Annotated in this window: 20 protein-coding genes and 1 pseudogene; 19 read left to right on the forward strand and 2 right to left on the reverse strand. The window is 48.9% G+C overall.

The genetic code is table 11. The features are described 5' to 3' along the window. The first annotated feature begins 20 nt into the window (after positions 1–20). The 5 genes from EJP77_RS14765 (at position 21) to EJP77_RS14785 (ending at position 6,032) form a co-directional block, all read left to right on the forward strand. A complete protein-coding gene (locus EJP77_RS14765) occupies positions 21–2,249 on the forward strand; it encodes a prenyltransferase/squalene oxidase repeat-containing protein (protein WP_127200015.1) in 2,229 nt (742 codons plus the stop codon). A gap of 31 nt (positions 2,250–2,280) precedes the next feature. Next, a complete protein-coding gene (locus EJP77_RS14770; protein WP_127200016.1) occupies positions 2,281–2,862 on the forward strand; it encodes a chorismate--pyruvate lyase family protein in 582 nt (193 codons plus the stop codon). A gap of 12 nt (positions 2,863–2,874) precedes the next feature. Next, positions 2,875–3,885 (forward strand): dTDP-glucose 4,6-dehydratase, encoded by a 1,011-nt coding sequence (rfbB, locus tag EJP77_RS14775; protein ID WP_127200017.1) that lies wholly within the window; start codon positions 2,875–2,877, stop codon positions 3,883–3,885. After that, positions 3,882–4,778, forward strand: coding sequence for a glucose-1-phosphate thymidylyltransferase RfbA (gene rfbA / locus EJP77_RS14780; RefSeq protein ID WP_127200018.1), 897 nt, complete (start codon positions 3,882–3,884; stop codon positions 4,776–4,778). The genes rfbB and rfbA overlap by 4 nt, the downstream gene beginning before the upstream one ends. Before the next feature lie 69 nt (positions 4,779–4,847). Continuing rightward, positions 4,848–6,032: an MFS transporter gene (locus tag EJP77_RS14785; protein ID WP_127200019.1), complete on the forward strand. Its 1,185-nt coding sequence runs from the start codon at positions 4,848–4,850 to the stop codon at positions 6,030–6,032. Positions 6,033–6,604: 572 nt separating this feature from the next. Here EJP77_RS14785 and EJP77_RS14795 read toward each other — a convergent pair. Beyond that, positions 6,605–7,357 carry a YqjF family protein gene (locus tag EJP77_RS14795; RefSeq protein ID WP_246021897.1) on the reverse strand — a complete coding sequence of 251 codons (753 nt, stop codon included), beginning with the start codon at positions 7,355–7,357 and terminating at the stop codon, positions 6,605–6,607. Between the two features lie 79 nt (positions 7,358–7,436). On the opposite strand from EJP77_RS14795, the pseudogene EJP77_RS14800 reads away from it, so the two are divergent. Together EJP77_RS14800 and EJP77_RS14805 are read left to right on the forward strand one after the other, a co-directional pair. Further along, positions 7,437–7,562 (forward strand): annotated as a pseudogene (locus EJP77_RS14800) (5-methyltetrahydropteroyltriglutamate--homocysteine methyltransferase); the annotation flags it as partial. Positions 7,563–7,719: 157 nt separating this feature from the next. After that, entirely contained in the window at positions 7,720–9,195 is a 1,476-nt protein-coding gene (locus tag EJP77_RS14805) for a protein adenylyltransferase SelO (RefSeq protein WP_127200020.1), read from the forward strand. Between the two features lie 159 nt (positions 9,196–9,354). Here the strand turns inward: EJP77_RS14805 and EJP77_RS14810 are convergent, their stop codons facing one another. After that, the gene (locus EJP77_RS14810; RefSeq protein ID WP_127200072.1) at positions 9,355–10,086 is read right to left on the reverse strand and encodes a Crp/Fnr family transcriptional regulator; all 732 of its coding nucleotides are present in this window, start codon (positions 10,084–10,086) and stop codon (positions 9,355–9,357) included. A 247-nt stretch (positions 10,087–10,333) separates the two neighbouring features. On the opposite strand from EJP77_RS14810, the gene EJP77_RS14815 reads away from it, so the two are divergent. From EJP77_RS14815 to EJP77_RS14870, 12 genes are all read left to right on the forward strand, one after another. Continuing rightward, on the forward strand, positions 10,334–11,413 hold the full coding sequence (locus tag EJP77_RS14815) for an acyltransferase family protein (RefSeq protein ID WP_127200021.1): 1,080 nt from the start codon (positions 10,334–10,336) through the stop codon (positions 11,411–11,413). 65 nt (positions 11,414–11,478) lie between these two features. Then, positions 11,479–11,886, forward strand: coding sequence for a nucleoside-diphosphate kinase (gene ndk / locus EJP77_RS14820; protein WP_127200022.1), 408 nt, complete (start codon positions 11,479–11,481; stop codon positions 11,884–11,886). Positions 11,887–12,006: 120 nt separating this feature from the next. After that, complete coding sequence (gene mobA / locus EJP77_RS14825) at positions 12,007–12,624, forward strand: molybdenum cofactor guanylyltransferase (RefSeq protein WP_127200023.1); 618 nt, start codon at positions 12,007–12,009, stop codon at positions 12,622–12,624. Positions 12,625–12,819: 195 nt separating this feature from the next. Next, entirely contained in the window at positions 12,820–13,344 is a 525-nt protein-coding gene (locus tag EJP77_RS14830) for a DoxX family protein (protein ID WP_127200024.1), read from the forward strand. A 336-nt stretch (positions 13,345–13,680) separates the two neighbouring features. Then, positions 13,681–14,685: a LacI family DNA-binding transcriptional regulator gene (locus EJP77_RS14835; RefSeq protein WP_127200025.1), complete on the forward strand. Its 1,005-nt coding sequence runs from the start codon at positions 13,681–13,683 to the stop codon at positions 14,683–14,685. A 340-nt stretch (positions 14,686–15,025) separates the two neighbouring features. Beyond that, positions 15,026–16,432, forward strand: coding sequence for an ABC transporter substrate-binding protein (locus EJP77_RS14840; protein WP_127200026.1), 1,407 nt, complete (start codon positions 15,026–15,028; stop codon positions 16,430–16,432). Positions 16,433–16,696: 264 nt separating this feature from the next. Then, positions 16,697–17,779: a carbohydrate ABC transporter permease gene (locus tag EJP77_RS14845; protein WP_127200027.1), complete on the forward strand. Its 1,083-nt coding sequence runs from the start codon at positions 16,697–16,699 to the stop codon at positions 17,777–17,779. After that, positions 17,780–18,874 (forward strand): carbohydrate ABC transporter permease, encoded by a 1,095-nt coding sequence (locus EJP77_RS14850; protein ID WP_127200028.1) that lies wholly within the window; start codon positions 17,780–17,782, stop codon positions 18,872–18,874. A 67-nt stretch (positions 18,875–18,941) separates the two neighbouring features. Further along, positions 18,942–21,287 carry a glycoside hydrolase family 65 protein gene (locus EJP77_RS14855; protein WP_221886017.1) on the forward strand — a complete coding sequence of 782 codons (2,346 nt, stop codon included), beginning with the start codon at positions 18,942–18,944 and terminating at the stop codon, positions 21,285–21,287. A 416-nt stretch (positions 21,288–21,703) separates the two neighbouring features. Then, entirely contained in the window at positions 21,704–22,681 is a 978-nt protein-coding gene (locus EJP77_RS14860; RefSeq protein WP_127200029.1) for a substrate-binding domain-containing protein, read from the forward strand. 55 nt (positions 22,682–22,736) lie between these two features. Then, positions 22,737–23,903, forward strand: a complete 1,167-nt coding sequence (locus EJP77_RS14865; protein WP_127200030.1) for a M24 family metallopeptidase — start codon at positions 22,737–22,739, stop codon at positions 23,901–23,903. Between the two features lie 104 nt (positions 23,904–24,007). Further along, complete coding sequence (locus EJP77_RS14870) at positions 24,008–24,973, forward strand: ABC transporter permease (RefSeq protein ID WP_185897357.1); 966 nt, start codon at positions 24,008–24,010, stop codon at positions 24,971–24,973. Positions 24,974–24,988: the final 15 nt, after the last annotated feature.

A 24,988-nucleotide genomic window follows, 5' to 3' on the forward strand; every position in this document is an offset into this window, starting at 1 on the left:
TGAAAAGGATAGGTGTAGAGATGACCATAACCAAACAGGTAGAAAGCCAACTGGATTACTTATGGAACGCGTTGGTCGATCAGGCGCATGGAGGCGTCGTAACGTCTCTGGATGCGAATGGCATTGATATTATTTGTGATGATAAGCAACTGGAGGATCAGGCTTTGTCAGTATGGGCGCTAAGCCGGTCGGCCGACCATGCAGACAAAGCAGCCGTACTCGCGCAAAGCCTTTTGCAGCTCAAAGACCCGGAAAATGCAGGGTACATCGAACTTACTGACCGTTATTGGCGGCCGCATGCGCCTGGTTACGTCAAAACTGCGAGTCGGCAAGTGCTCGCCGCGCTTGCCTTGCTGGAAGCCGGTTCTGTGGCGAAGGACAGCAGCCTCGTACAAGAAGGGTTGCTTCTAGTCGATCATATTTCGGCAGCTCTCCACACGCACAATTTCGCTTCCATCCTGAACCGCGATTGGAGTAGTCAGCTTGATGACCGCCGTGATCTGAAGACGGCGGCACTGAGCGTCCTTGCGCTTGATTTGGCTGAACAATTGCAGCCTCATGCGGATTTCCGCGCCAAGCGCGACAGCGCGCTTGATCATCTGGTGCTGTTCATCGACAAGAAGGAGGGAGGCGCACACGACAAGCTGAGCGCCGAAGGAACGCCGATCTTGCTTGGCGGCAAGCGGCTAGAGTCGCAGGCGTTGGCGGCTTTGTCGCTGGCTCGTCTATCCAGGACGCTCAACCGATCGGACCTGCTGGCGGAAGCGGAGCAGCTCATTGCGTTCATCGCCCGGCATCTGGTTCATCCGATGTATGGCGGTTATTGGGATCGTTCACGCACCGATGGGACGGTTGAGGTAGACGGTATCCAGGGCTATTTTGGCAGCGCGTCGCCATTTCCAGTGCTGAAAGTAAGCGACCATGCGATCCTACTGCTCGCCTTGCACGAAATCGGCTGGCAACAGAAACCGGAGCTTCAGGAAGTTGCGAGAACCGCATTCAATGTTATTCATAACTATACGGATCACAGAGCTGGCGGCGTCTTTCATGGCCAAGGCAACTGGTTCTCGACTCCTGTCGATCCGACTGTGCCGCTCGGACGGCATTTCTGGGTGCCGCCGCATACGCCGGGCTCGTTCCACGCGGGCAATTTCGCATATGTTCCCCTCCAGCAGAAGCAGGCGTACACGCAGGCATGGGCAGGACTCGCGCTGACAGCGGCACGGGTTTCCGAGTTCAGGGAGGCGGCTGCGTACAACGAACCAGTGTCCGTCAAGGTGGACCTTCTGGAACACAAGCTGGACGAGGAACTGACAAGCAGCTTGCATGCGTTATCTGCGCCGTATATTGATATCCCGCAGTATGTAAAATGGCTGAAGCTGACGAGAAGCGGCGGCGGCTACGGTCTCACGCCTTACCGGTCGCCGCTTGGCTTTCGCTCCGACCGCTCCAGCCAAGTGTTCTCGACGCTACATGTGCTGGCCGACTTTCACGTGCTGAAGGAAGAAGTGCCCGAGCCCGCTTTGCTGGCGGCCAACATCCGCGTTTGCCAGAATCCGGACGGCGGCTTCGGCGAGCAGCCGGGTCATCCGAGCGAAGCGTTCACCACCTATTGCGGCGTGCTGTCTTTGCATATTCTGGGGGAAGCTCCGTCGCATCCTGCCGCTTGCATCACGTATTTGCAAAGCTGCCAAAATCCCGACGGCGGCTTCGGCAATGCCCCCGGCTACCGAAGCGACATATGGCACACGAATCTCTCCGTGGCAGCGCTAAAAGCGCTGGATGCGGAGCCGCATGACAAAGAGGCGTGTGCCAGATTCATCGTGTCATGTGCCGACGAGCAAGGAGCTTACGGTATCCATCCGGGAGCTCCGTCAGAAACGTTTTCGGCTTATCGGGCGATCAGTTCCCTATATATCCTCGGATATGAGCCTCCGCATGTCGAATTGACGGTGAACTGGCTGCAAAGCTGCCAAATGCCCGACGGTGGCTTTGTCTACCGGCCAGGCCGGGCGCGCAGTTTCGTGGGTAGTTATCATGCGATCGCTGCGCTCTATCTTCTGGGTGAGCATCCGGCCAATATCGAAGCCTGCAAGAAATGGATGAGCGCTCACCAGAATCCGGACGGCGGCTTCGGACGGCAACTAGGCGGCGTTTCGGATACGACGGACGAGGGATTTATTTGTCTGCACACAGCCTATATGTTAGAAAATTTACTTAGCCGCACGTGGGTTGCGATGGTTTCATAAATAAAGATAGATATAACGGAGGGATCGGAGAATGAGGGCCAATACTGATTATTTGCTTGAATATCGAGGTAAATCACGTGAATCCGTCATCGGAAGATTCGAAGACATTCTTTTGCATAGCGACGGTTCGACAACTAAGATGTTGGAATTGATCGTAGGCGGCGAAGTAACGGTGGAGGTTCATGACCAGGAGTGGGTATTCCGCAGGGAGTTATTGCCCGAATTGCATTTTCCGATCGAAGACGCGGGTCCGTTTCTGCGCAGAGTAACCTCGCTCTATTATCAAAATGAAGTGATTTCGACCAATCTTGTGTACGGCAATCCTCAGGTGCTAAGCGGCGCTCTCCAGGAACAGCTTATGAAAGGGAAGGTTCCTCTGGGCAAATTGATTAAAGAAATGGAGTACCGCCGGCAGATTCTGTTCGCGGGCTATGAGGAACTAGGTCCTCATTCCCTTAATTACCATCCTTTTGTTTTCGACAGAGCCGAGTATCCTGTCAAGAAATATGTGATGATACGCGAAGGGAAGTGGTGGTTTTATCTTACGGAAGTATTTCATATGTCAACGATTCTGAACTACATGGTATCTGACTTGAAAGAAAATATAATCTGAGGAGGGATGGGCATGAAATTCCTAGTGACGGGCGGAGCAGGATTTATCGGCGCGAATTTTCTGAATCGGTTTGTGCCGCAGCACCCTGAGCATCGTTTTCTCAATGTGGATGCCATGACGTATGCGGGTAATAGTCAAAATTTAGAAGTGATCAGCGGACATCCGAATTACAGCTTCGAACAGATCGATATTGCTGATCGGCGCGAGCTGGAATACGTATTTCGGGAGTATAACCCGGATACGATCGTCCATTTCGCCGCAGAAAGTCATGTAGATCGCAGCATCGCAGACCCGGAAGCGTTTATTCGTACGAATATCATAGGGACTTTTCAACTGCTAGAGCTGGCGCGAATTAGTTGGCAAGCCGCTGGGCTACATCTGTTTCATCACGTCAGCACGGATGAAGTATACGGCTCTTTGGGCAAAGATGGTTATTTTACCGAAGAATCCCCCTATTCGCCGAACAGTCCGTATTCCGCTTCTAAAGCGAGCAGCGACCATCTGGTTCGCGCTTATTCGCATACGTACGGTTTGCCTGTAACGTTAACGAATTGCTCTAACAATTACGGTCCTTACCAGCATGGCGAAAAGCTGATCCCCACCGTGCTCCGCAAGCTGCTGCACGGAGAACCCGTGCCTATTTACGGCGATGGCAGCAATGTCAGGGACTGGCTTTATGTGGAAGACCATTGCGACGCTATCTGGCAAGTCATTCACAAGGGACGCCGAGGTGAGACCTATGTCGTCGGAGGCAATAACGAGAAGAGCAATTTGGAGCTGGCTCTGGAACTCTGCGAAATCGTGGCCGACTACACGGGCAGGGACGTGCAGGCGCTGCGGCAGCTGATTACCTTCGTTGCCGATCGGGCAGGCCATGACCAGCGCTATGCCATCCAAGCGACTAAAATAAAATCGGAGCTGGGCTGGGAACCTGCTCAATCGCTGACTAGCGGTTTGCGCAAAACCGTTGAGTGGTACTTGGCGAATCCCCTCCGTTTGCAAACGGAAGTGGTAGTCCAATGAAAGGTATTTTACTGGCGGGTGGGCAAGGGTCCCGGCTGTATCCGATCACAAGTTCAGCCAGCAAGCATCTGGCTTGCGTCTATGACAAACCGATGATTTATTATCCGCTTTCGACACTGATGCTTTCCGGCATCCGCGAAGTCGTGCTCATATCGACGCCGCACGATATTCCTATGTTTCAACGGCTTCTTGGCGACGGCTCTCGTCTGGGCATCCAAATTCATTATGAGGAGCAGGAGAAGCCAGAGGGAGTAGCCCAGGCTTTTCTAATCGCCGAGCCATACATTCGCGGGGAGTCCGTTTGTCTTATCTTAGGCGACAACATTTTTTATGGAAACGGGCTCGATACCCAGCTTCATGGCAAGCATAGCATGGGGGAAGGAGGTCTCGTATTCGGTTACTGGGTCAATGACCCCGAGCGCTACGGCGTAATCGAATTCGATGAAGACAAACGCATCGTCGGCATCGAAGAAAAGCCGAGCGAGCCCAAATCGAACTATGCGGTACCCGGTCTTTATTTTTACAGCAGCAGTGTGCTGGACATTGCCAAAACACTCGTTCCCTCGGCCAGAGGGGAGCTGGAAATTACCGACATTAACAAACATTATTTGCAGCAGCAGACGCTACAGGTCGAACTGCTTGGCAGAGGCATCGCCTGGTTGGATACGGGCACGCCGCAAAGCTTGCTGGAAGCTTCCAGCTTCGTGGCGGCGATTGAGAAAAGGCAAGGCTTGAAAATCGCCTGCCTGGAGGAAATCGCCTATCGCATGGGATACATCACGCTATCGCAATTGGAATCCAATATCCAGCGTATGCCCAAAAGCGAGTACAAGGAGTACTTGCTGAAATTGTTCCTCCATGAATTTGCTGCCGACAGACATTTTGTAACCTGATTCGATGGTGTAAGGAACGGGTGCTGTTTTGAAGGATTGCCATTATTACAAACGGGGAGAGTAGGAATCATGGCTAAAGTGTTAAGTTTGTATTTCTTAATTATGTTCGTCATCGGAACGGACACCTTTCTGATCTCGCCATTGCTACCGACGCTGCGAAGCGAGTTCGGGGTCAGCATTCAAGCTTCCGGTTGGATGATGGGAGCCTATTCAGTAGGATACGCACTGTTTGCCCTTCTGGCCGGACCGCTTTCCGACGGCTGGAACCGTCGCAAGGTAATGATTTACGGGATGCTTGGTTTCGCTATATCGACCTTTCTGTGCGGGTTTGCTTTTGACTTTTGGTCGATGTTCGCGTTTCGCGCCTTGGCGGGCATCAGCGCCGCCTTTACTTCGCCGCAGGTATGGGCGACGATCCCGATGCTCGTGAAGCCGAATAAAATCGTCAAGTCAATGGGGATAGCGACAGCTGGTCTCGCCGTTTCCCAGACGCTTGGGGTGCCTATCGGCACATACTTGGCCGTAGGATCGTGGCATTTGCCTTTCTTCATCATTGGCGGTTTCTCGGTACTACTGCTGATTTTAATTCTTATTTTCGTTCCGGACTTCAAACCAGCCGTTACCGGCAAACAGCCTTCAATCGGCGGTCGCTACTTGACCTTGCTGCGGGAAGGCAAAGCGCAAAAGTCATTTTTTGCCTATTTGATGTTCCAAACCGGAAACTTCGCCGCTTTCACATTTATGGGAACGTGGCTGGCCGACAAGTTCGGCATGAACATTACCGAGATCGGCTCCGTGCTGATTTTTCTGGGACTAGGCAACATTGTCGGCAGCTTTTTCGGCAGCCGCGTCGTGGAGAAATGGGGTCGTCATGTCGTTCTTCCGCTTGGCATTACGCTGATGCTTGTGCTTTATGCGGCGCTGAACTTTGCCCCTTCCGGCATCGCAGTCAAGGGCTTATATTTCTTCATATATATGATCGCGGGCACGATCTTTCCTGTTATGATGTCGCTGCTGCAGACGTTGTCGGCCACGGCGCGGGGAACGATTGCTTCCCTTTCGAATGCGGTAATGTACACGGCTACAACGATCGGAGCCTATGTGGCTGGGCTGCTGTATGCCTCTTTCCACGGATTCACCGCAGTGATCGTCTTTACGGCCATTTGCTATTTCTTGTCGATTCTGTTATGGGTCAACAGCCGGGTAGCACTAGTGGACAAACGAACCGGGGAAACCGCGCAGGGGTTAAATTAAGCGTAGGACTGAAGGCCGTCAGGAATGCTCCTGGCGGCTTTTTGTGCAGTTGGCAGGGATCGTACAAATGGGCGAAGTTCTTACCCGCATATACCTAGAGAAAAACTTTTCGATTAATTCGAGGGTTTATTTTTTTGTTTGAAATGTGAATGGTGTCACATACGTGGATGAACAACCGTTCCATGCTTCTGTGAATATTTGAAATATCATTTCTTAAAGCAGCTGTGAAAAGTAAACCAAAAAAGCGGCATCTCCGCTTTTTCCTCACCAATCTCTTATGGAGCCTGGAGGTACACTTGCATGGCAACCCCTATAGGGATGTCCGAATCTCGATTTAAATGGCTGACGAAGCGTTCTCGACGAGGCCTCTTAGCGGTAGATTCAGACCCGTGCTCCTGAACTTGAAGCTATTCCTCGAAGTCTTCTTCCGCACGGGCGAACCCTCAGGGGTTCTCACAAATTTAGCGTTTAACCGGAGAGGCAGCCAAGGAACTGAAATCTATCGGAGTAAATAGCTATTCTCGCATGTTCGAAGATCCCTCAGTCCGTGTCAGCATATGGAATACTTAAGATCAGAGTTTTTTTATCGGCCAGAAAAGAACATCAAGCCGCTCTGTAAATGTAAGAACAGAAGGTTCCCGGTCATGTTCCAGACCCAGTGATTTAGTTAAGGTATTATTCTTTATCTCAAGCTCGGCTTCTTGTAGTGGCCATGGAAGGTGATGAATTTCACCGCTATACAAATGTCCTTTCGAGTCTGTCGTGAACAGGCAGTATCTTTCAGTGAGCCAGTGGGTAAGCGTACCGGGCCCAGCATGAAAGATTGAATCGGACAAGGGTCTATAATATCCAATGAACTCCATTTTCTGCCTATCTGAGGCATGTCTTGTGCTTCTGTATTGAATGGAGTGATCCACAAATTGCGCGTGCATCTTGGCGTGATGATATGGGAGGTGGGCAAGTGTTCGGGCGGCGATAACAGCTAATGGATTGGAGGCCTCCAAAGTCAGAAATAAGACGCCAGGTTTGCCGTGATACTCAGTGTATGTTCGAACATTTAATTCAAGAAAACGGCGGGTAAATGGAACCGGGGGGATTCCTCTTAGACGGAGTGGATCAACCCAAAATGGGGAAACACTTATCCACGGCCTGCCTTCCCACTGCTGCAGCTTAAGTCCAGGTGGAATATAAGGAAGCAAATCAGCCTCATGGACGGGCCAGTGAGCGAATAACAAATGCCTCCACACTTGTTTCATTACCCAAGGTCCCTCCGGTAATGGAATAGGACGATGTTCTGTATGACTAAGAATTGTACGGTTGTTCACAATATTACCTCCTTAAAGATGCATCGTTGAATTATCTTATATTACCCATCTCAGTCTGAACGCGCAGGAGACTTCACCAAACCATATTTGTCTCAGTCCTCAATGCGGGTTCGCATCGACAGAAGAAGGGAATATCTTGACTGAAGAACAGCAGTGGGAGAAGCTGGCCTTTATCAAGGAGATTGCCGACGAAATCTGGAAGTAGAAAAAGAGACTGCCTCAAGTGCCTTCTGCTTGATGAGCAGTCTTTTTTTGGGTTAGTCCAAATGAGGGTATAATATATAAGCAGAAGATCACACTACAAGGGCAAATCACTAATTTGCAGAATTAGTGTATTAGAATGCCTTAAGAAGGAGATACACATGACGGAGAAAAAAGCGAATCCAGGGGCTGGATGGAATCTGGACAACAGTTATGCTCGTCTGCCCGAGTCCTTGTTCTCGGAAGTCAACCCGACCCCTGTTCAGGCGCCCGGGTTAGTCGTAGTCAATGGCCCGCTTGCAGATGCCCTGGGCTTGAAGCTTCAGGTTCTGCAGACTGAGGAAGGGGTAGCGGAACTTGCCGGTAACCAGATTCCTTCCGGAGCTTTGCCTATTGCTGAGGCTTACGCGGGGCACCAATTTGGGAATTTTACCAAGCTTGGAGATGGACGGGCTGTACTTCTTGGTGAACAGATTACTCCGGCAGGTGAGCGCTACGATATTCAGCTGAAGGGCTCGGGCAGAACGCCGTACTCCCGCCGCGGAGATGGACGGGCAGCTCTCGGGCCGATGCTGCGGGAGTACATTATCAGTGAAGCCATGCATGCGCTTGGAATTCCAACTACGCGGAGCCTGGCGGTAGTGACAACAGGTGAGCCTGTATATCGGGAGACGGAGCAGCCTGGCGCAGTGCTAACCCGCGTTGCAGCCAGTCATCTTCGGGTAGGCACCTTTCAGTATGCTGCGGCCTGGGGCACATCTGGCGAGCTTCAAGCCTTGGCGGACTATACAATACAGAGGCATTATCCTGCAGTTGGAACAGATGATAGCCAGTACCTGAGCTTGCTTCAGGAAGTGGTTAAGCGGCAGGCCGAGCTGATCGCAAAGTGGCAGCTAGTGGGTTTTATCCATGGGGTCATGAATACGGATAATATGGCACTCAGCGGAGAGAGTATCGACTTCGGGCCGTGTGCCTTCATGGATTCTTATGACCCGGAGACCGTTTTCAGTTCCATTGACCTGCATGGGCGTTATGCCTACGGCAACCAGCCGCAGATTGCTGCATGGAACCTTGCGAGGTTCGCCGAGACTCTGCTTCCGCTGCTGCACAGCGACCGGGAGGAAGCGGTGCGCCTGGCTGAAGCCGAGATTTATAATTTTAGAGAGTTATATCATGGTCACTGGATGGCTGGGATGAGAGGCAAGCTGGGAATCTTAAATGCAGAGCCCGAAGATGAGACACTAATTCAAGAGCTTCTTGATATGATGAAGAAATATGGTGCTGATTACACCAATACCTTCCGGGCCTTTACAATAGGCAAGCAAGAGGAGAATCCCCTCTACGGCACAGAGGATTTTGCCGGATGGCAGGAGAAGTGGCAGGCAAGGCTGGACAGACAGCCGGGAGACAGGGCCGCTTCACAAAAACGGATGCGAAGCAGCAATCCGGCTGTGATCCCGCGCAACCACCGGGTTGAGGAAGCCCTCCAGGCGGCTGTAGCCCACGGAGATTACAGTGTGATGGAGCGGCTGCTCAAGGTTCTTGGGGATCCCTTCTCCTATTCCTCTGACCAGCTTGAGTACACCACGCTGCCTGAACCTACGAACCGTCCTTACCGTACCTTTTGCGGTACCTGAACATAAGGCGGACCCTGAGGGATACAACACCAAAAAGCACCTCCAACTCGCAGTTGAAGGTGCTTTTTGGTATAGCTATGACCTTGTATTCGCAGACGAACGAACTTTGGATGAGACCGGACCTTAAGGAACAAGAAGAGTTGCAAAACATGTCTATATCTACACTCTGCAAATATGTGCCGGACAGTTATCGCAGTGACACACGTCACGAAGGTGCTCAAGATCGTAGATCACAATATGACCTTCTTCGATGTCAATGATCCCGTCTTTCTTCAGATCACTAAGCATACGATTCACACTTTCACGAGTGGCTCCAATCATATCCGACATCTCGGTGTTGTTAATCTTGATCGACAGGCGGCGATGCTTGCCGTGAGCTTGGCCGTACGAGTTGTTCAGACGGATGAGCAGGGAGCAGAGTGCTCCAGTCTTCCCGAACATCAGAAGGTCGCGCATCTTCGTCTGAGTGAGCATGTGGGTCATTCCCTGCCAGCGCATGAATTCCACAGCCAGGTCACCATGCTGCCAGAGCAGGACTTCAAGGTCTTTGCGCTGAATAACACCCACTTCACAATTCTCAAGCGCTTCCGCACTAAGCATATGAACGGATTCGGACAATACATCCCCATAACCGATAAGATCGCCTTTGTTATGAAGATACAGGGTGAACTCTTTGCCGTCGTCCGCTGATTTCGTTACTTTGATACGGCCGCTGCGAACATAGTACAGGTAATCCGCGGTGTCACCTTCCCAGAATAGGTTGGAGCCTTTGTGAACATTCTTGGGATACATAATGCTTGTAAGCCTATCAAAATTCTCCTCCGAAAAAAACTGCCGAATCCCCTGTGCCTGATCTTGGGTCGCTACTTCTCTTCCTAGTTGTTTGGTCATCATCCGTTCGTCCTCCTTGTATTTCGTCTGAATTCATCATATCGTGATCTTCGATTTATCGTTATCAGGGAAACCACTGATCTTTATGCAGAAATCCCCTGATAAAACTATGAGGTTGATCACAGGTAGGCTGTGACTTCAATCATATTGCAGGTCTACAGCGTTTGTTACACTCCGGGTATAGGAGGCTTGGAAGAAGAGATAAAGAGAAAATCCTCTTCCAGGAAGAGAAACGGAGACATGACAAATGGATATTCAAGAAGAGAAAGACAGCAGTTTATCAGAGGTCAATTATGATACCTGGATGCTCAATTTAAGATTTATTTTGATTCTGCTGGTCGTAATCGCAACAGGGATTGAGCCTATTATGGGGCGCTTTGGGGTAATGGAGAATCTGCATGCCTGGATCTTTATATTCCATATTCCACTGTTCGCGTTTGTGACTGGATATTTCTCCAGGCATAATTTGCTTGGCCGAAATGGATGGGCTTCCCTTTGCTCTATTGCCGTTCAGTACGTCATATTCCAGACTTTGTACTCTACGGTTGATGTTTTATTCTTTCAGGTTCCTCAGCAGAAGCATTCCTTTTTTATTCCTTACCTCATGCTTTGGTTCTTAGTTGCGCATATCGGCTGGCGCGTTCTGCTCCGGATTATGTGTGCTTTGAACATCAAGCATCCTGTTCTTATATCCATGGCTCTAGGTGTAGTTGCCGGTTATCTGGGCGGTGACGGCTCCTGGCTCAGCTTATCCCGCTTGTTTGTATTTCTGCCTTTCTTCGCAGCCGGTTATACCGTGCATCCAAGAAAGCTGCTGGTCTTATCCAGCGGATCAAGCCGTCTTGTGCAGGGGGCGCTGTCTATACTTCTTCTTGCTGTGGTATCCCTGCTGGCCTGGCATGGGACTCCCGATTGGCTGTACGGGAAATTCACTTATGCTGAGATGGGCACAGGGGGAACTACTGCAGCCCTGTCACGGATCGGCTGGTATTTGCTCCAGGCTGCGGGAAGCCTGACTTTTCTGGCTTTCATCCCGCAGAAGCGTTCGATAGTTACAAATCTGGGCTCCAGAACCCTCTATGTCTTCCTGCTTCACGGCTTGTTCATACGAAGTGGGATCCGTTTAGGGCTTTATGAATATGTTCGTCAACCAGCCGATCTTGTCATTCTGGGTGCAGCAATACTGACCATTACGGTTATCCTTGCTTTGCCGCAGACACGGCGATTAACTAAGTGGTTAATTGAGCCCGATCTGGGGGGATTCTCCCGAATGGGGCGGCAGCTTGCTGTGCGCTGGCGCCCGAGTCGCATGCTGAAGAAGCTGTGACCTAGCGCACAGATGAGGGATTCTAGACGAACTAAAATGAGAAAGTATCCGAAGGAGATGAGCATATGGCAGTCACACAGACATTTGTAATGGTAAAACCGGATGGCACCAAGCGGGGAATCGTTGGCGATATCATGAGCCGCTTTGAGCACAGAGGATTCAAGTTGATTCATGCTAAGCAGTTGGTAATGAGCAGCGCCATGGCTGAGCAGCATTACTCCCACTTAAGTGCAAAGCCGTTCTTTCAGGAACTGGTCGACTATATTACATCAGGTCCGGTGTTCGCTATGGTCTGGGAAGCTGAGAATGCTGTACAGCTCTCAAGAAGTATGATCGGGCCTACCAATCCTGCTGAAGCCTCACCCGGCACGATTAGGGGAGATTATGGAACCTCAGTAGAAGCCAATGTGATTCACGGGTCAGATTGCCCCGAGAACGCAGAACGGGAAATTTCCGTATTTTTCGGTCAATAGAATTAGAAGATGAATGAAGGTGTACGGCATAATCCCTTGGAATTACACCAGGGTTTATGCCTTTTTTGGACTTAAGCCAAGAAAGGACTTACCGTTTATCTGAATGAAGGAGGAGATATAATGTTAACGGGATTGATCTTGGCAGGCAGTTCCGACACACAGGGAGATAGTCAAATGGCGGCGCTTCTTCCTTACCAGGGTGAACCGCTGATTCAAACCCAAGTCAGAGAGATGCTGCAAATATGCGAGGAGATCATCGTCGCTACTCCAGACCCGAGACCTTTTCTGAAAATTCTCGATCCGAGCATACGGATTATTACCGACTTTTACAGAGGAAGAGGACCTCTGGGAGGGATGTATGCAGGATTCAGCCTTTCCTCACATCAGAGTATCTGGGCCGTTGGCAGCGATATGCCTTATATATCCGCCCAGGCGGCTTCACTGCTACTTGAGCGTAAGCAGGCGGGTTATGAGGCCGCAATTCCGTGGATTGGCGGGGTAAGCTATCCCCTTCACGGGGTATATGACAAGTCTTGTGCGGGGCACATTCAGACTCTGGTGAATAACGGGGATAATCGTACCTCTTCGTTAATCCGCAGACTCAATACTCTGGATATGCTGGAGTATGAGTTGGAAGAGAGAGGAATCGGTCTAGAGTTCATCAGAAGCCTGGACGAATTGGAGCAAGCCCAGGCCGAAGTCAGTTCATTTGAGGGCGGAAGTATACAGACGATCTAGAGATAGTATCGATACTGTAGATAGGTAAATTCTAATAAGCAGCTCGGTGAAAACACTTGCCGAAGCTGCTTTTTTGAAGAAATAAATCTATTTAAAATTAAATGTGAAAAAAATCACAAAAGTGTGAGGTATATCACAGTACGACCTCCTTGGCGGCCCTACAATAAAGACATAAAGAACAGGGAGATGGTTAAGATGATTAAATGGTTAAGAGAAAACAAGATTGCAGCGGTCCTGTTGGTTATTGTTCGGATCTATGTTGGCTGGGAATGGATTAACGCAGGTTGGCATAAATTAACGGGTGGATTTGATGCAAGTGGCTTCCTGAAAGGTGCGGTAGCTAAGCCGGTTATGGATAAAGCAACAGGTGATCTGGTGTATCCGAACTTCGTAGCGTTCCTGAATCATTTCGCCATCCCCAATGCCAAGTTGTTTAATATATTAATTCCACTGGGTGAATTCCTGGTAGGACTTGGACTCATCCTTGGATGTCTAACAGCAGCAGCAGCATTCTTCGGATTGTTAATGAACTTCATGTTCGTGTATGCGGGAACTGTAAGCACTAACCCATGGATGATCATGTTAGGAATCTTCATCGTCGTAGCAGGTGCCAATGCTGGTAAATTCGGAGCTGACTTCTATGTTCTTCCTTACCTTAGAAAGGTGTTTGGCAAGATGTTTCACCGGGGAACAGACAACGGGGTAAAGGGAATACAATAAAGAAATTGTAACAGCAAAGGAATTAACAATACGAGATTCATAGTAAATGAACAAAGGATCCGCTGGCTGCTAAAGGCTGCGGATCTTTTTGTCCATTCCAGGCAGCTTACCGAATAAGCAGGCTGGTTGGAGTTCGAGACATTCTTATGGAACGGTTGTTATAATAATTTAAAAGAATCATAGGGTGATGAACTGCCAAAAAGGCCGGTAATATAATCGCAAAAATAGTAGACGGAAGGGTACTTTGAAAGCGCTTCAAAAAAAGTCTTGCCAATTACAATTTCACCTTGTTATAATCACTTTGAAAAGGTTCTCAAAAAGAAGGAAGTTATGATCATGAAGCCAACAATTCGAGATGTAGCCAAGATGGCGGATGTATCGATCAGCACAGTATCTCGTGTGATGAACACCCCGGAATCGGTCGTAGAGAGCAAGCGTATCCGCGTATTGGAGGCTGTAGAGAAGCTTAAGTATCAACCCAATTCTTTCGCCAGAGGTTTGATTTATAAGAAATCATTTACGCTGGGCCTGCTTATCCCGGATATTGAGAATTTGTACTTTGCCGGAGTGATCAGGGGAATGCAGGATGCATGCATTAAGCTTGGTTACAGTCTTATGATCTGCAACACAGACCGGGATAAGAACCGGCTGCTCTCTTACATTGACAACTTTCACGAGAAGCAGGTGGATGGAGTCGTATTCGCGAGTGACGTGCTGTACCCGGAGTATTACGAGAAGCTGGTTGGATGCAGAATTCCGTTTGTGCTGGTCTCGTCCCATTCTGATGAATTTGATGTTCCCTGTGTGGAGATTGACGATGAGGCTGCTGCCTATGATGCGGTAAAGTTCCTCATCGAGATTGGCCATCAAGAGATAGGGATGATCGGTTTCAATCACAATGATTCCATCTCGGGACCCCCGCGTTATCAAGGGTTTGTAAGGGCGCTCACTGAATTTGGACTGGAGCGAAATTCCTGCAATATCAAATATGCGGCCCATCGTTTTGAGCATGCTTATCAGGCTGCACATGAATTATTTACAGATTACCCGGAGCTGACAGCCGTGTTCTGTGTCGCCGATGAATTTGCCATGGGGACGATCTCGTATTTGAAGGACAGAGGCATTCTTGTTCCAGGCCAGGTGTCCGTTGTAGGATTCGATAATATTCGAATGGCGGGGATGTTTGTTCCAAAGCTTACGACGATTGCACAGCCAACCTACGAATTGGGCTACAGGGCTGCGGAGAAGCTGCACGAACTTGTCACTACAGGAACAGTAGAGATCGTGAGAGAACGAATGAATCACAAGCTGATTGTCAGAGAGTCATCCCGTGAGAAATGATGGACGATATCAGCCTTTTTGAAAAGCTTTTCAAAAAAAGTTCATTCGGAGCACTTAAGACATAATTGTCCGTCGATTGAAGTGCTATTTATAGGATTTAGCATTAAGGTGGTACTTTGATTTATCGTTAAGTTTGTTTTTTATAGACAGTAAGTTTATTTTTTACAGAACTCGTGAAAGCGCTATATTAAATTGATGGTATTTAGCTCATTATGAAGATAATTCATGATCCATCTTGAACAGCCTTGTAAGGAGGTGATCCGGCAGACCGGTCTTGGACCGACAGAAGGAAGAATGTCACTGCTATTCTTTATCAAATAATAAGGGGATGTGTACGAAGATGAAAAAGACAGGAAAAACAAAAGCTTCACTACTTATGGTAGCCTGCTTATCTTTAACCATGATGCTCAGCGCTTGCGGAAGTGGTGGCGGCCCAACAGATCCTGCGGCTTCTACGAATACGAATAACAATAATAACAACACCACTACCACGACAACCACTGCAGCAGCAGGTGCTGAACTGGATAAGGCGTTGAAAGGTGAATATAAAGGTACAAAAGTAACCATGTTCGGACCATTCGTGGACGCGGACCAGAAGAAATTTGAAAGCAGCATTAAGGATTTTGAAGACAAAACAGGGATCGATATTCAATACGAAGGCTCCAAGGAATTTGAAGCCACCATCAACATCCGTGTTGACGGCGGAAGCGCTCCGGACATTGCCGACTTCCCGCAGCCAGGTCTTCTAAATTCGATTGCCAAGACAGGTAAAGTTGTTGACCTGACCAACGTGCTGGATCAGGACAAGATGAAGAAGAACTACAACCAAAGCTGGCTAGATATGTCCATGATGGACGGCAAAGACGGCAAGATCATGGCGGGGATCTGGAACCGCAGTAACGTGAAGAGCTTAGTGTGGTATCCAAAGAAACAATTTGATGAAGCCGGATACAAAGTGCCGCAAACTTGGGATGAAATGATGGCTTTGACTGAACAAATTGCCAAGGACGGAGATCCGGCATGGGCTATCGGTATTGAGAGTGGTGCAGCTACAGGCTGGCCTGCTACGGACTGGATCGAGAACATCATGCTGCGTACAACTACACCTGAGAACTACGATAAATGGGTAAAAGGCGAGCTTCCATTCACTTCTCCTGAGGTGAAGCATGCCGTTGACGTAATGTCCAAAATTTGGATGAACAAAGACTACGTATACGGCGGAACGAAGTCGATTGTAACTACAGCATTCGGGGATGCTCCAAAACCAATGTTCGATAACCCTCCAAAAGCTTGGTTCAACCTGATGGGTAACTTTATTACCAGCTTCTTCCCTACAACAGCTAAAGTCGATCAAGACTACGACTGGTTCTACCTACCGCCAATCGATGAGAAATACGGCAAACCAGTACTTGTAGCGGGCGATATCTATGCAATGTTCAATGACCGTCCGGAAGTACGTGCAGTTATGCAGTTCTTCACAACAGGTGAATCTATCAAAACTTGGGTTCAATCTGGTGGTGTAATCGCACCTATGAATGACGCTTCCCTGGACTGGTACCAATCTGAATCGGATCGCCGTATGGCGAAGCTGGTTCAAGAGGCTTCGACACTTCGCTTTGACGGTTCTGACTTGATGCCTGGTAAAGTAGGCGCAGGTACGTTCTGGAAGGGTATGACAGACTATGTAAGTGGTACAGCTACACTGGACGATGCACTCAAACAAATTCAGGCTGGCTGGAAAAACTAACTAATCAATCTTAAGCCAGAATAGGCGGCTAGATAGCTTAGAGCAGGAAGAGGGGCAGCTTGAAAGGTGATTGAACCGCCCCTCTTTTTGTTCTCTTAAATGCTTACGAAGAAAGTTTTGCTCCGCAAAACTTAGTTTACGCTTACGATGAGAGTTTTGCTTCGCAAAACAAGCTCATGCTTACGAAGAAAGTTTTGCCTTGCAAAACTTAGTTTATGCTTACGATGAGAGTTTTGCTTCGCAAAACTTTGAGGAGGATCAATTATGGATGCACAAGCCAAGCAAAGAATCAGCATGAGGGCGGTGTTGTTGTCCTTTGGCGTATTGCTCGCCAATATTGTCGTTAATGGCCTGATCTTTAAGTTTTTTCGTGACTCGACATTAAACCCGCTGCTTACTGCGGTTCTTGCGGTCCTTTGGGGTGTTCTGGGCGTTTACCTGATCTATTACACCCTGAGCTGGGCAGCCGAGCAGTATCCAGACTATGTCCGCAGAAGAATATTACCTTTTATATTTATAGGACCTGCCGTCATTGTACTAGGCTGGTTGCTTGTACTGCCTGCGATAAGAACGCTGTACCTGAGCTTTTTTAATGCTTCGTCCGATAAATTTGTCGGCTTGGGGAACTATGTCGCTATTTTTAGTGATCATCTGATGGCGACGGCACTTCGCAACAATCTGTTGTGGGTGTTCGTGGGAACACTGGCCTGTGTAGCTTTTGGCCTTCTGATTGCTATTCTTGCAGATCGAAGCAGCTATGAGAAAATCGCGAAATCTATTATTTTCATGCCTATGGCTATTTCATTCGTGGCAGCCGGTGTCATTTGGAAGTTCGTCTATTACTACCAACCTGGTGATGAGCAGATTGGTCTGCTGAATGCATTTGTGGTCGCGCTTGGCGGTGAGCCGCAAGCATGGGCAAGTATGCTGCAACCGTGGAATAACTTTTTCCTGATTATTATCTTGATATGGATGCAAACCGGATTTGCCATGGTCATTTTCTCCGCGGCGATCAAAGGGGTGCCTGATGACATTCTCGAGGCCGCACGTGTCGATGGAGCTGGCGAGATCAAAATATTTTTCCGCATTATCATTCCGTTTATCTCCACAACGATTTTGACGGTCACAACGACGATTATCGTCTTTACGCTGAAAATATTTGACGTCGTCATGGTGATGACGGGGGGTCAATACGATACAGAGGTAGTGGCAACGCAGTTCTACCGGCAGTTCTTCATGTACCGGAATTTCGGTTATGGTTCTACGCTGGCCATCGTGCTGTTGATTGCTGTCCTGCCTGTAATCTTTATTAATTTGCGTCAGTTCCGCAAGCAGGGGGGATTCTAAATGGCCTTCAAGAAGAAAAGAAAAAGCGGCAAGTGGATCGTTAACATCGTACTGGGCTTCATTTGTCTAATCTGGCTGCTTCCTACTTTGGGGCTCTTGATTTCATCCTTCCGGCCTGCTGCAGATATTCTTAGCACAGGTTGGTGGAAGGTGCTGCCCCATCAGGAGTGGAAGGCTGCCGGGGACACCATTAAGCTTCCCAAGGACGTGGATCTGCGCGGGCCGATTGAGGTTAACGGCAAGACTTATACCGACGACCAGCTAAAAGCGGGTGTAGAGGTAGATGGGAACCGTCTGATCTGGGAGAACCGCAGAGCCCGGGTCATTAGCATCGAGAAGCAGGGCTGGGTAACCAGCACAGATCTGACTTTGGATAACTATAACAACGTCATTACAGGTAAGGAATATACCCTTAAGAATGCAGACGGCAGTGAAACGACAGAGAAGGGTACCGGCTTGTCCCAGGCATTCTGGAATACACTAACTATTGCTGTACCGGCCACAGTTATTCCGGTGCTGATCGCTTCTTTTGCCGCATATGCTTTCGCTTGGCTCCGGTTCCCGGGCCGCAAGACCTTGTTCGTGATTATCATCGCGATGCTGGTTATTCCTATACAGGTCGCCCTGATTCCTGTGCTTAAGGATTATACTTCCCTTGGCCTAAACGGAAGCTACCTCGGCATATGGCTGGCTCATACCGCCTTTGGTCTGCCGCTGGTGACGTATTTCATGTACAACTTCATCAGCCAGCTTCCGAAGGATTTGTTCGAATCCGCATTTATGGATGGTGCGAATCATTTTACAATCTTCAGCAAGCTTATTCTGCCTTTATCTGTACCGGCGCTCGCGTCGATTGGCATCTTCCAGTTCCTGTGGGTGTGGAACGATTATCTTGTATCGCTGATCTTTATCGGCAACCAGCCAGGTGTTCAGGTCATGTCCATGAAGATTGCGGACCTTGTAGGTTCCAGAGGCAACGACTGGCACTTGTTAACGTCAGCAGCATTCATCTCGATGCTGATGCCGCTCGCGATCTTCTTCCTGCTGCAGAAGTATTTTGTAAGAGGCTTGATGGGTGGATCGGTTAAGGGATAATGAAGTAAGCAGATATGGATTCAGCTACAGATATCAAGGAAGGAAGACAAGGAGGCCGTACAGCTAGATGAAGATGAAACCATACGAACACCCGGAGCCTCTCTATCCTTATGCGGACTGGAGCCTGGGTGAAGATACTTATGATGATTTGAACAACCAGAGAAGTGAGAGTCTGTTCGCTACTGGTAATGGTTATATTGGAATGCGCGGAAATTTCGAGGAAGGGTTTCATGGCAGCGAAGGAACTTCGGTTACCGGGAACTATCTGAACGGTTTCTATGATTCGGAACCGATTGTATATCCTGAGGGGGCCTACGGCTATCCTTCACGCAACCAAGCGATGCTGAATGTGACCAATGCCCAGATTATCCAGCTTCGAGTAGAGGGAGAGCAGTTCCATCTTAACCGAGGCAGGGTCCTCAGTTACAAGCGTGAGCTGGATATGAAGATGGGCTATCTCCTGAGGGAGGTAGATTGGGAATCTCCGGCTGGCCATCAGGTGCGGATCCGAATCCGCAGATTGGTACCGCTTGCCCATAAGCATTTGGCGGCCGTGGATTATGAGGTTACGGCGCTTAATTTTGAAGGAACAGTGACCTTATCTTCGGCTATGGATGGCAGGATTGCTCAGCAGGAGGCGACGGATGATCCGCGTCTGGGTGCAGGGAGTGCGCTGCCAAGCTTGATTATGGAAAGCATGGAGCATTCAGAGAAATTCGCGATCATGAAGCAGCGTACCCGGCATACGCAGTTTGCGTTAGTAACGGCGATGAGCCATGGGTTAAGCTCAAATGCAGGCCATGAGGTAGCTGTAACTGGGAAGAAGGAAGAGGAACGCCTTACGGTGGAATATGCGGTTCCCCTGCTCAAGGGGGACAGCACTTCCCTAACGAAGTACATCTCTTACCACACATCTAAGGACTATCCGGAAGCTGAACTCTTTGAAAGGACCGAGCAGGTTCTTGGTATGGCGGCGGCTACGGGCTTCGAGGCTCTCCTTCAGGAGCAGACCGCTTTCTTGGGAGAATTCTGGAGACATGCTGATGTAGAGATTAACGGCGATCCCGCCCTTCAGCAGGGGATTCGGTTCAATGCGTTTCAGCTGCTGCAATCGGTAGGGCGTGATGGATTGACCAATATTGGTGCAAAGGGCTTGACTGGAGAGGGGTATGAAGGTCATTATTTCTGGGATACGGAAATGTACATGCTTCCTTTCTTCACGTATACACAGCCGCAGATCAGCCGTTCATTGCTGGAATTTCGCTATTCCACACTGGACAAGGCGAGGGAGCGGGCAGCCGTAATGTCCCAGAAGGGAGCCCTCTATCCGTGGAGAACCATTGACGGGGAGGAGAACTCTTCATACTTTCCAGCCGGCACCGCCCAGGCTCATATTAATGCAGACATTGCTTACGGGATCAAGCAGTACGTACTTGCAACGGGGGATACGGAATTCCTGGTCAGCAAAGGAGCTGAAATCCTGTTCGAGACTTCACGTTTCTGGGTGGATCTGGGACATTTCAATCCTGCCAAAGGCGGTGCCTTCTGTATTGATGCGGTGACAGGTCCGGATGAATATACTGCGATTGTCAATAACAATGCGTATACGAATCTTATGGTTCAGGATCAGCTGAACTATGCTTATCAGACCGCGGAGCTTCTGCGAAGTGAATATCCGGATCAATTTAAACAGCTGTGCAGCCGCATTAACCTTACGGACGAGGAAATGAAAGTCTGGTTAGAGGCAGCGAATAAAATGTTCGTTCCTTATGATGAGGAGTTGGATATTTACGCCCAGGACGACACCTTCCTCAGTAAGCAAAAATGGGACTTCGAGAACACACCTGCGGACAAATATCCGCTGCTGCTCCATTTCCATCCGCTTGTGATCTATCGTCACCAGGTGCTGAAGCAGGCTGATCTTGTGCTTGCGATGTTCCTGCTTGGAGACAAGTTCACCTTGGAGGAGAAGGTTCGGAATTATAACTATTACGAACCGCTAACTACGCATGACTCGTCCTTGTCGCCTTGTATTCACAGCATTGTTTCCGCCGAGATTGGAGAACTTGAGAATGCCTATTCTTACTTCGATCGCACAGTTCGTATGGATCTGGATGATATCAACAAGAATGCGAAGGACGGCCTGCATACCGCAGCGATGGCCGGTTCATGGATGTCGATTGTGAACGGGTTTGGCGGGATGCGCCTGATTGATGGCATGCTGGTATTTAATCCGGTGCTGCCCAAGCAGTGGGAGAGCTACCGCTTCAAAATTGTTAATCAGGGCGCGCTACTGGAGATCCTCGTAGATGGGGAAGGCGTTCAGTATACGCTTCTTGAAGGGGAGTCGATCACGATCAAGCATAAGGATCGAAGCCTGACCCTAGCGTGGAATGAGCCGGTGCGAGCTTAGCTCGATAAGAACAGAATACACTGAGCCTACAGGGTTCGTCTTGTTAGTTAAAGTCCAAAGCCACTTCATAGAAGTGGCTTTTTGGTTTGTGTTGGAGAGAGGGGGATGATTCATCCATCCGGAGGTCAGTAAGTGGTTATGTTAATTGGAACGCCCTATACATTACGGCTGTTCCATGCTGAGTAGCTAATCAAAAGTTTCGACCTTGATGTCACTTTTTTCAACCCTTACGGCGGTAAGAGAGAGGATATAATCAGTTCATAGCCACAGAGCAACACCAACTTAAGAGGAACAAGCAAGCAAGCTTACTTCGTTCCTGCCGCGATGGGGGTGAATGTGTCAACCTTTATAAATAGGTTGAATGATGTTCCAGTTAATCAGTCAAGACCAAATATATTTATAGGGGGCGCAGGAAAATGAAGAAGAGTGCAGTGAAAATGCTAGTTTTTCTGATGATGTTCACTCTGGTTGTTACCGGCTGTGGTGAAGCTAAGGACTCTAAGGCTTCAGGTGGCTCAGATGGCAAAAAGAAAATTGTAATCGGTTTCTCGCAGACTGTCATGAATCACCCGTTCCGGATCGCTAATGTGGATACAGCGAAGAAGGCTGCCGCAGATCTTGGAGTTGAACTCATTGTAACAGACGGACAAGGGGATGCAAGTAAGGAGATTGCTAACATTGAAAGCTTGATTGCCCGTAAGGTTGACGCAATCATCGTAAGCAGCCTTTCCGGTAATGCGATCTACCCGGCTTACAAAGAAGCCGATCGGGCGAAGATACCGCTCATCATCGCTGCTTCCGGGGTTCCGGAAGATGACAAAATTCCGTATACGACTTTTGTCGCTTCGGATGAAGTATTGATGGGACAGCAGGCAGCCAAGTACATTGCGGACAAGCTAGGCAACAAAGGAAATCTGGTAATTCTGAATGGCGTTGTAGAATCCACCAATTCCCAGCTGCGTACGAAAGGATTTATGCCTGAGATCAAAAAGTATCCGGACATCAAGATTGTAGCTGAGCAGTCTGGAGAATGGTTACGTCTGCCAGCGATGCAGGTCATGACGAATATTTTGCAGGCGAACAGTAATATTGACGTAGTCTTTGCTCAAAATGACGAGATGGCTTTAGGGGCAATTGAGGCAATCAAGAAAGCTGGCCGGATGGACAAAATCAAGGTGGTCAGCATGGACTCCCAGAAAGAAGCCTTGGAGAAAATCAAGAATACGAATGAGCTGATGATGACCGTGAAGAATGAATGGAGTTTTGAGACGGCTGTGAAGCTGGCAATTGATGCGGCTAACGGCAAAGAAATTCAAAAGCGTGTCATTCTGGACTCCCCGGTTATTGATAAATCCAATGTAGATAAATATTACGATCCGAAATCAACGTTCTAAGGACTAACCTGACACAGATTCATACAACCAAAATTTGAACTTAGGAGGAATTACAATGGGTTTCGAGGATGCTATGCAAGAGATACAGGTGGCTGAATATCAAGAGCGTGTGAAAAAGGCAAGAATCAAGATGGAAGCTGAAGGGCTCGATGGATTGCTCGTATATTCCGACTCTTATCGGATGAGTAACGTTCGCTGGTTGGCTAACTACCGGGCATTTGATGGGGTATTCCCTTATCCAGCTATGGTGTTCATTCCACTCGATGGTGAGCCGACTTTGTTCGCTGAAGGAAGTCTGGTCTCCTACGCTCAGGATGAGACTTGGTTCTCAGATGTAAGAGGAATCCGTCAAGAACTCGGCAATGTACTGAAGGACTTCCAGAAGGGCAAGCCTTCTGCAAAGATCGGCCTCAGCGGTTCGAAATACTGCGCACTTGAGTTCTATGAGATCATCAAGGACAGTTTGAATCCGAAATCTGTACTTCAGAAGACCAACATTATCGAATACCTGAAATCGATCAAGAGTGAAACTGAAATCCGCAACATGAAGGTGGCAGGCCGCCTTGCAGATATGGGGATTGAGAAAATTCATGAGCTGCTGGCAACCGAGAAACTGACGGAGAGAGAAGTTACCCGTCAAGCGATGGCACACATGTTTGCGAGCGGCGCAGACACCGTATCTTTTGACATGATGGTTCAATCGGGCCCTAACTCCGGTGACTTCTTCCTGGCACGTCCGCGTGACCGTCAAATTGTAAAAGGCGATACCATCCTGATCGATATCGGCTGCAGATACAATGGCTATTCTTCTGACATGGCCCGCGGTGTGGCATACGGTAAAGTTGACCCTGAGAAACAACGTCTGCTTGATACTTGTCTGGAAGCTTGGAGAGCGGGGATGTCTGCACTAAGACCGGGTATGACCGGGGCTGAAGCGGATGTGGCTGCTAACGAAGTGCTCAAACGTGAAGGTTATCCGCATATGGCCGGAGAAGGCCGCGGCTGTGCTCACTCTACAGGTATGGATCCGGAGGAGGAAATTCCAGTAGTAGGTCCAGACAGCCAGGACGTTCTGGTTGAGAATCAGACCATTGCCTTCGAAATCACCTTGTTGATTCCTGGATATGCTGGAACCCGTGTAGAAGATACAGTAGTTATCCGCAAGGACGGACCGGAGTCGCTTACGAACCATCCTTATGTATGTAACTGGTACCAAGATTAATCTTGTAATAAATTAGAACGCTCAATTTTGAAGCTGCTATGGCTTTGCAACACTTGCTGATGCAAAGCCATATTTGTTGCATCCATAAAAGGGGACTCAGGCAGATGGAAACTACTATTCAGAAGGCACGTTCACTGTTCAAACAGGAAGAGACTTTGCTGCTGCTTTTTATCGTCCTGATTACGGCAATCTCTCCTATATTCTCGCCGGAATTCTTCACTTCCTACAACGCCTCGAATTTGCTTCGGCAGATCTCATATCCGGCCATCGTATCGATCGGGATGCTTCTGACGGTACTGATTGGGGGAATTGATCTATCGGTTGGTTCGATCATGCAGGCCGTAAGCTTAGCTTCCATTATGCTGGTTCAGCAGAATATGTCCACGGGCATGATTGTTATCATTGTTCTGGCCCTGGGAATGTTCTTCGGGCTGATGAATGGCCTGCTCATCACTTATGGAAAGCTGCAGCCTTTTATCGTTACCTTAGGCACCAAAGTTATCATTGACGGCACGACCCTTTACATGACAAAGGGAAAAGGGATTAGCGGAGATGCCAGCGATAGCTTCCTTGAGATTGGCGGAGGGTATCTGGGCGAAATTCCATACCCGGTGATTATCATGCTGGTTCTGTATATTATCGGCTTCATCATTCTGAACAAAACCGTATTTGGCAGACAGGTCTACAGTGTGGGGTCCAACAGGATTGCCGCTCATAACTCCGGCATTCATGTGAATCGTGTACAGCTGATCGTCTATGTGCTGTCCGGTCTATTCGCCGCCATCGCCGGCCTACTGATTGCTTCAAGAACAGGTGCTTACCAGCCGATGTCCGGCAACAGCGGGGCAACAGGTATGGAACTGAGTGCGATAGCCGCGGTTGTTGTAGGCGGGGCCAGCTTGTCAGGCGGTAAAGGCAGCATTTGGGGAGCATTCTTGGGCGCGTTACTTTCGGGTTTGCTGTTTAACTTACTAGTCTTCCTTGACATGAATCCTTATATTCAACAGTTTATTTTAGGACTCATTATTCTGGGGGCTGTCATATTCTCTGCCTCGAAGAACAATAAGTAGACCTACAAATACGGA

The organism is Paenibacillus zeisoli, from assembly GCF_003994465.1.
Lineage (GTDB): Bacteria > Bacillota > Bacilli > Paenibacillales > Paenibacillaceae > Fontibacillus > Fontibacillus zeisoli.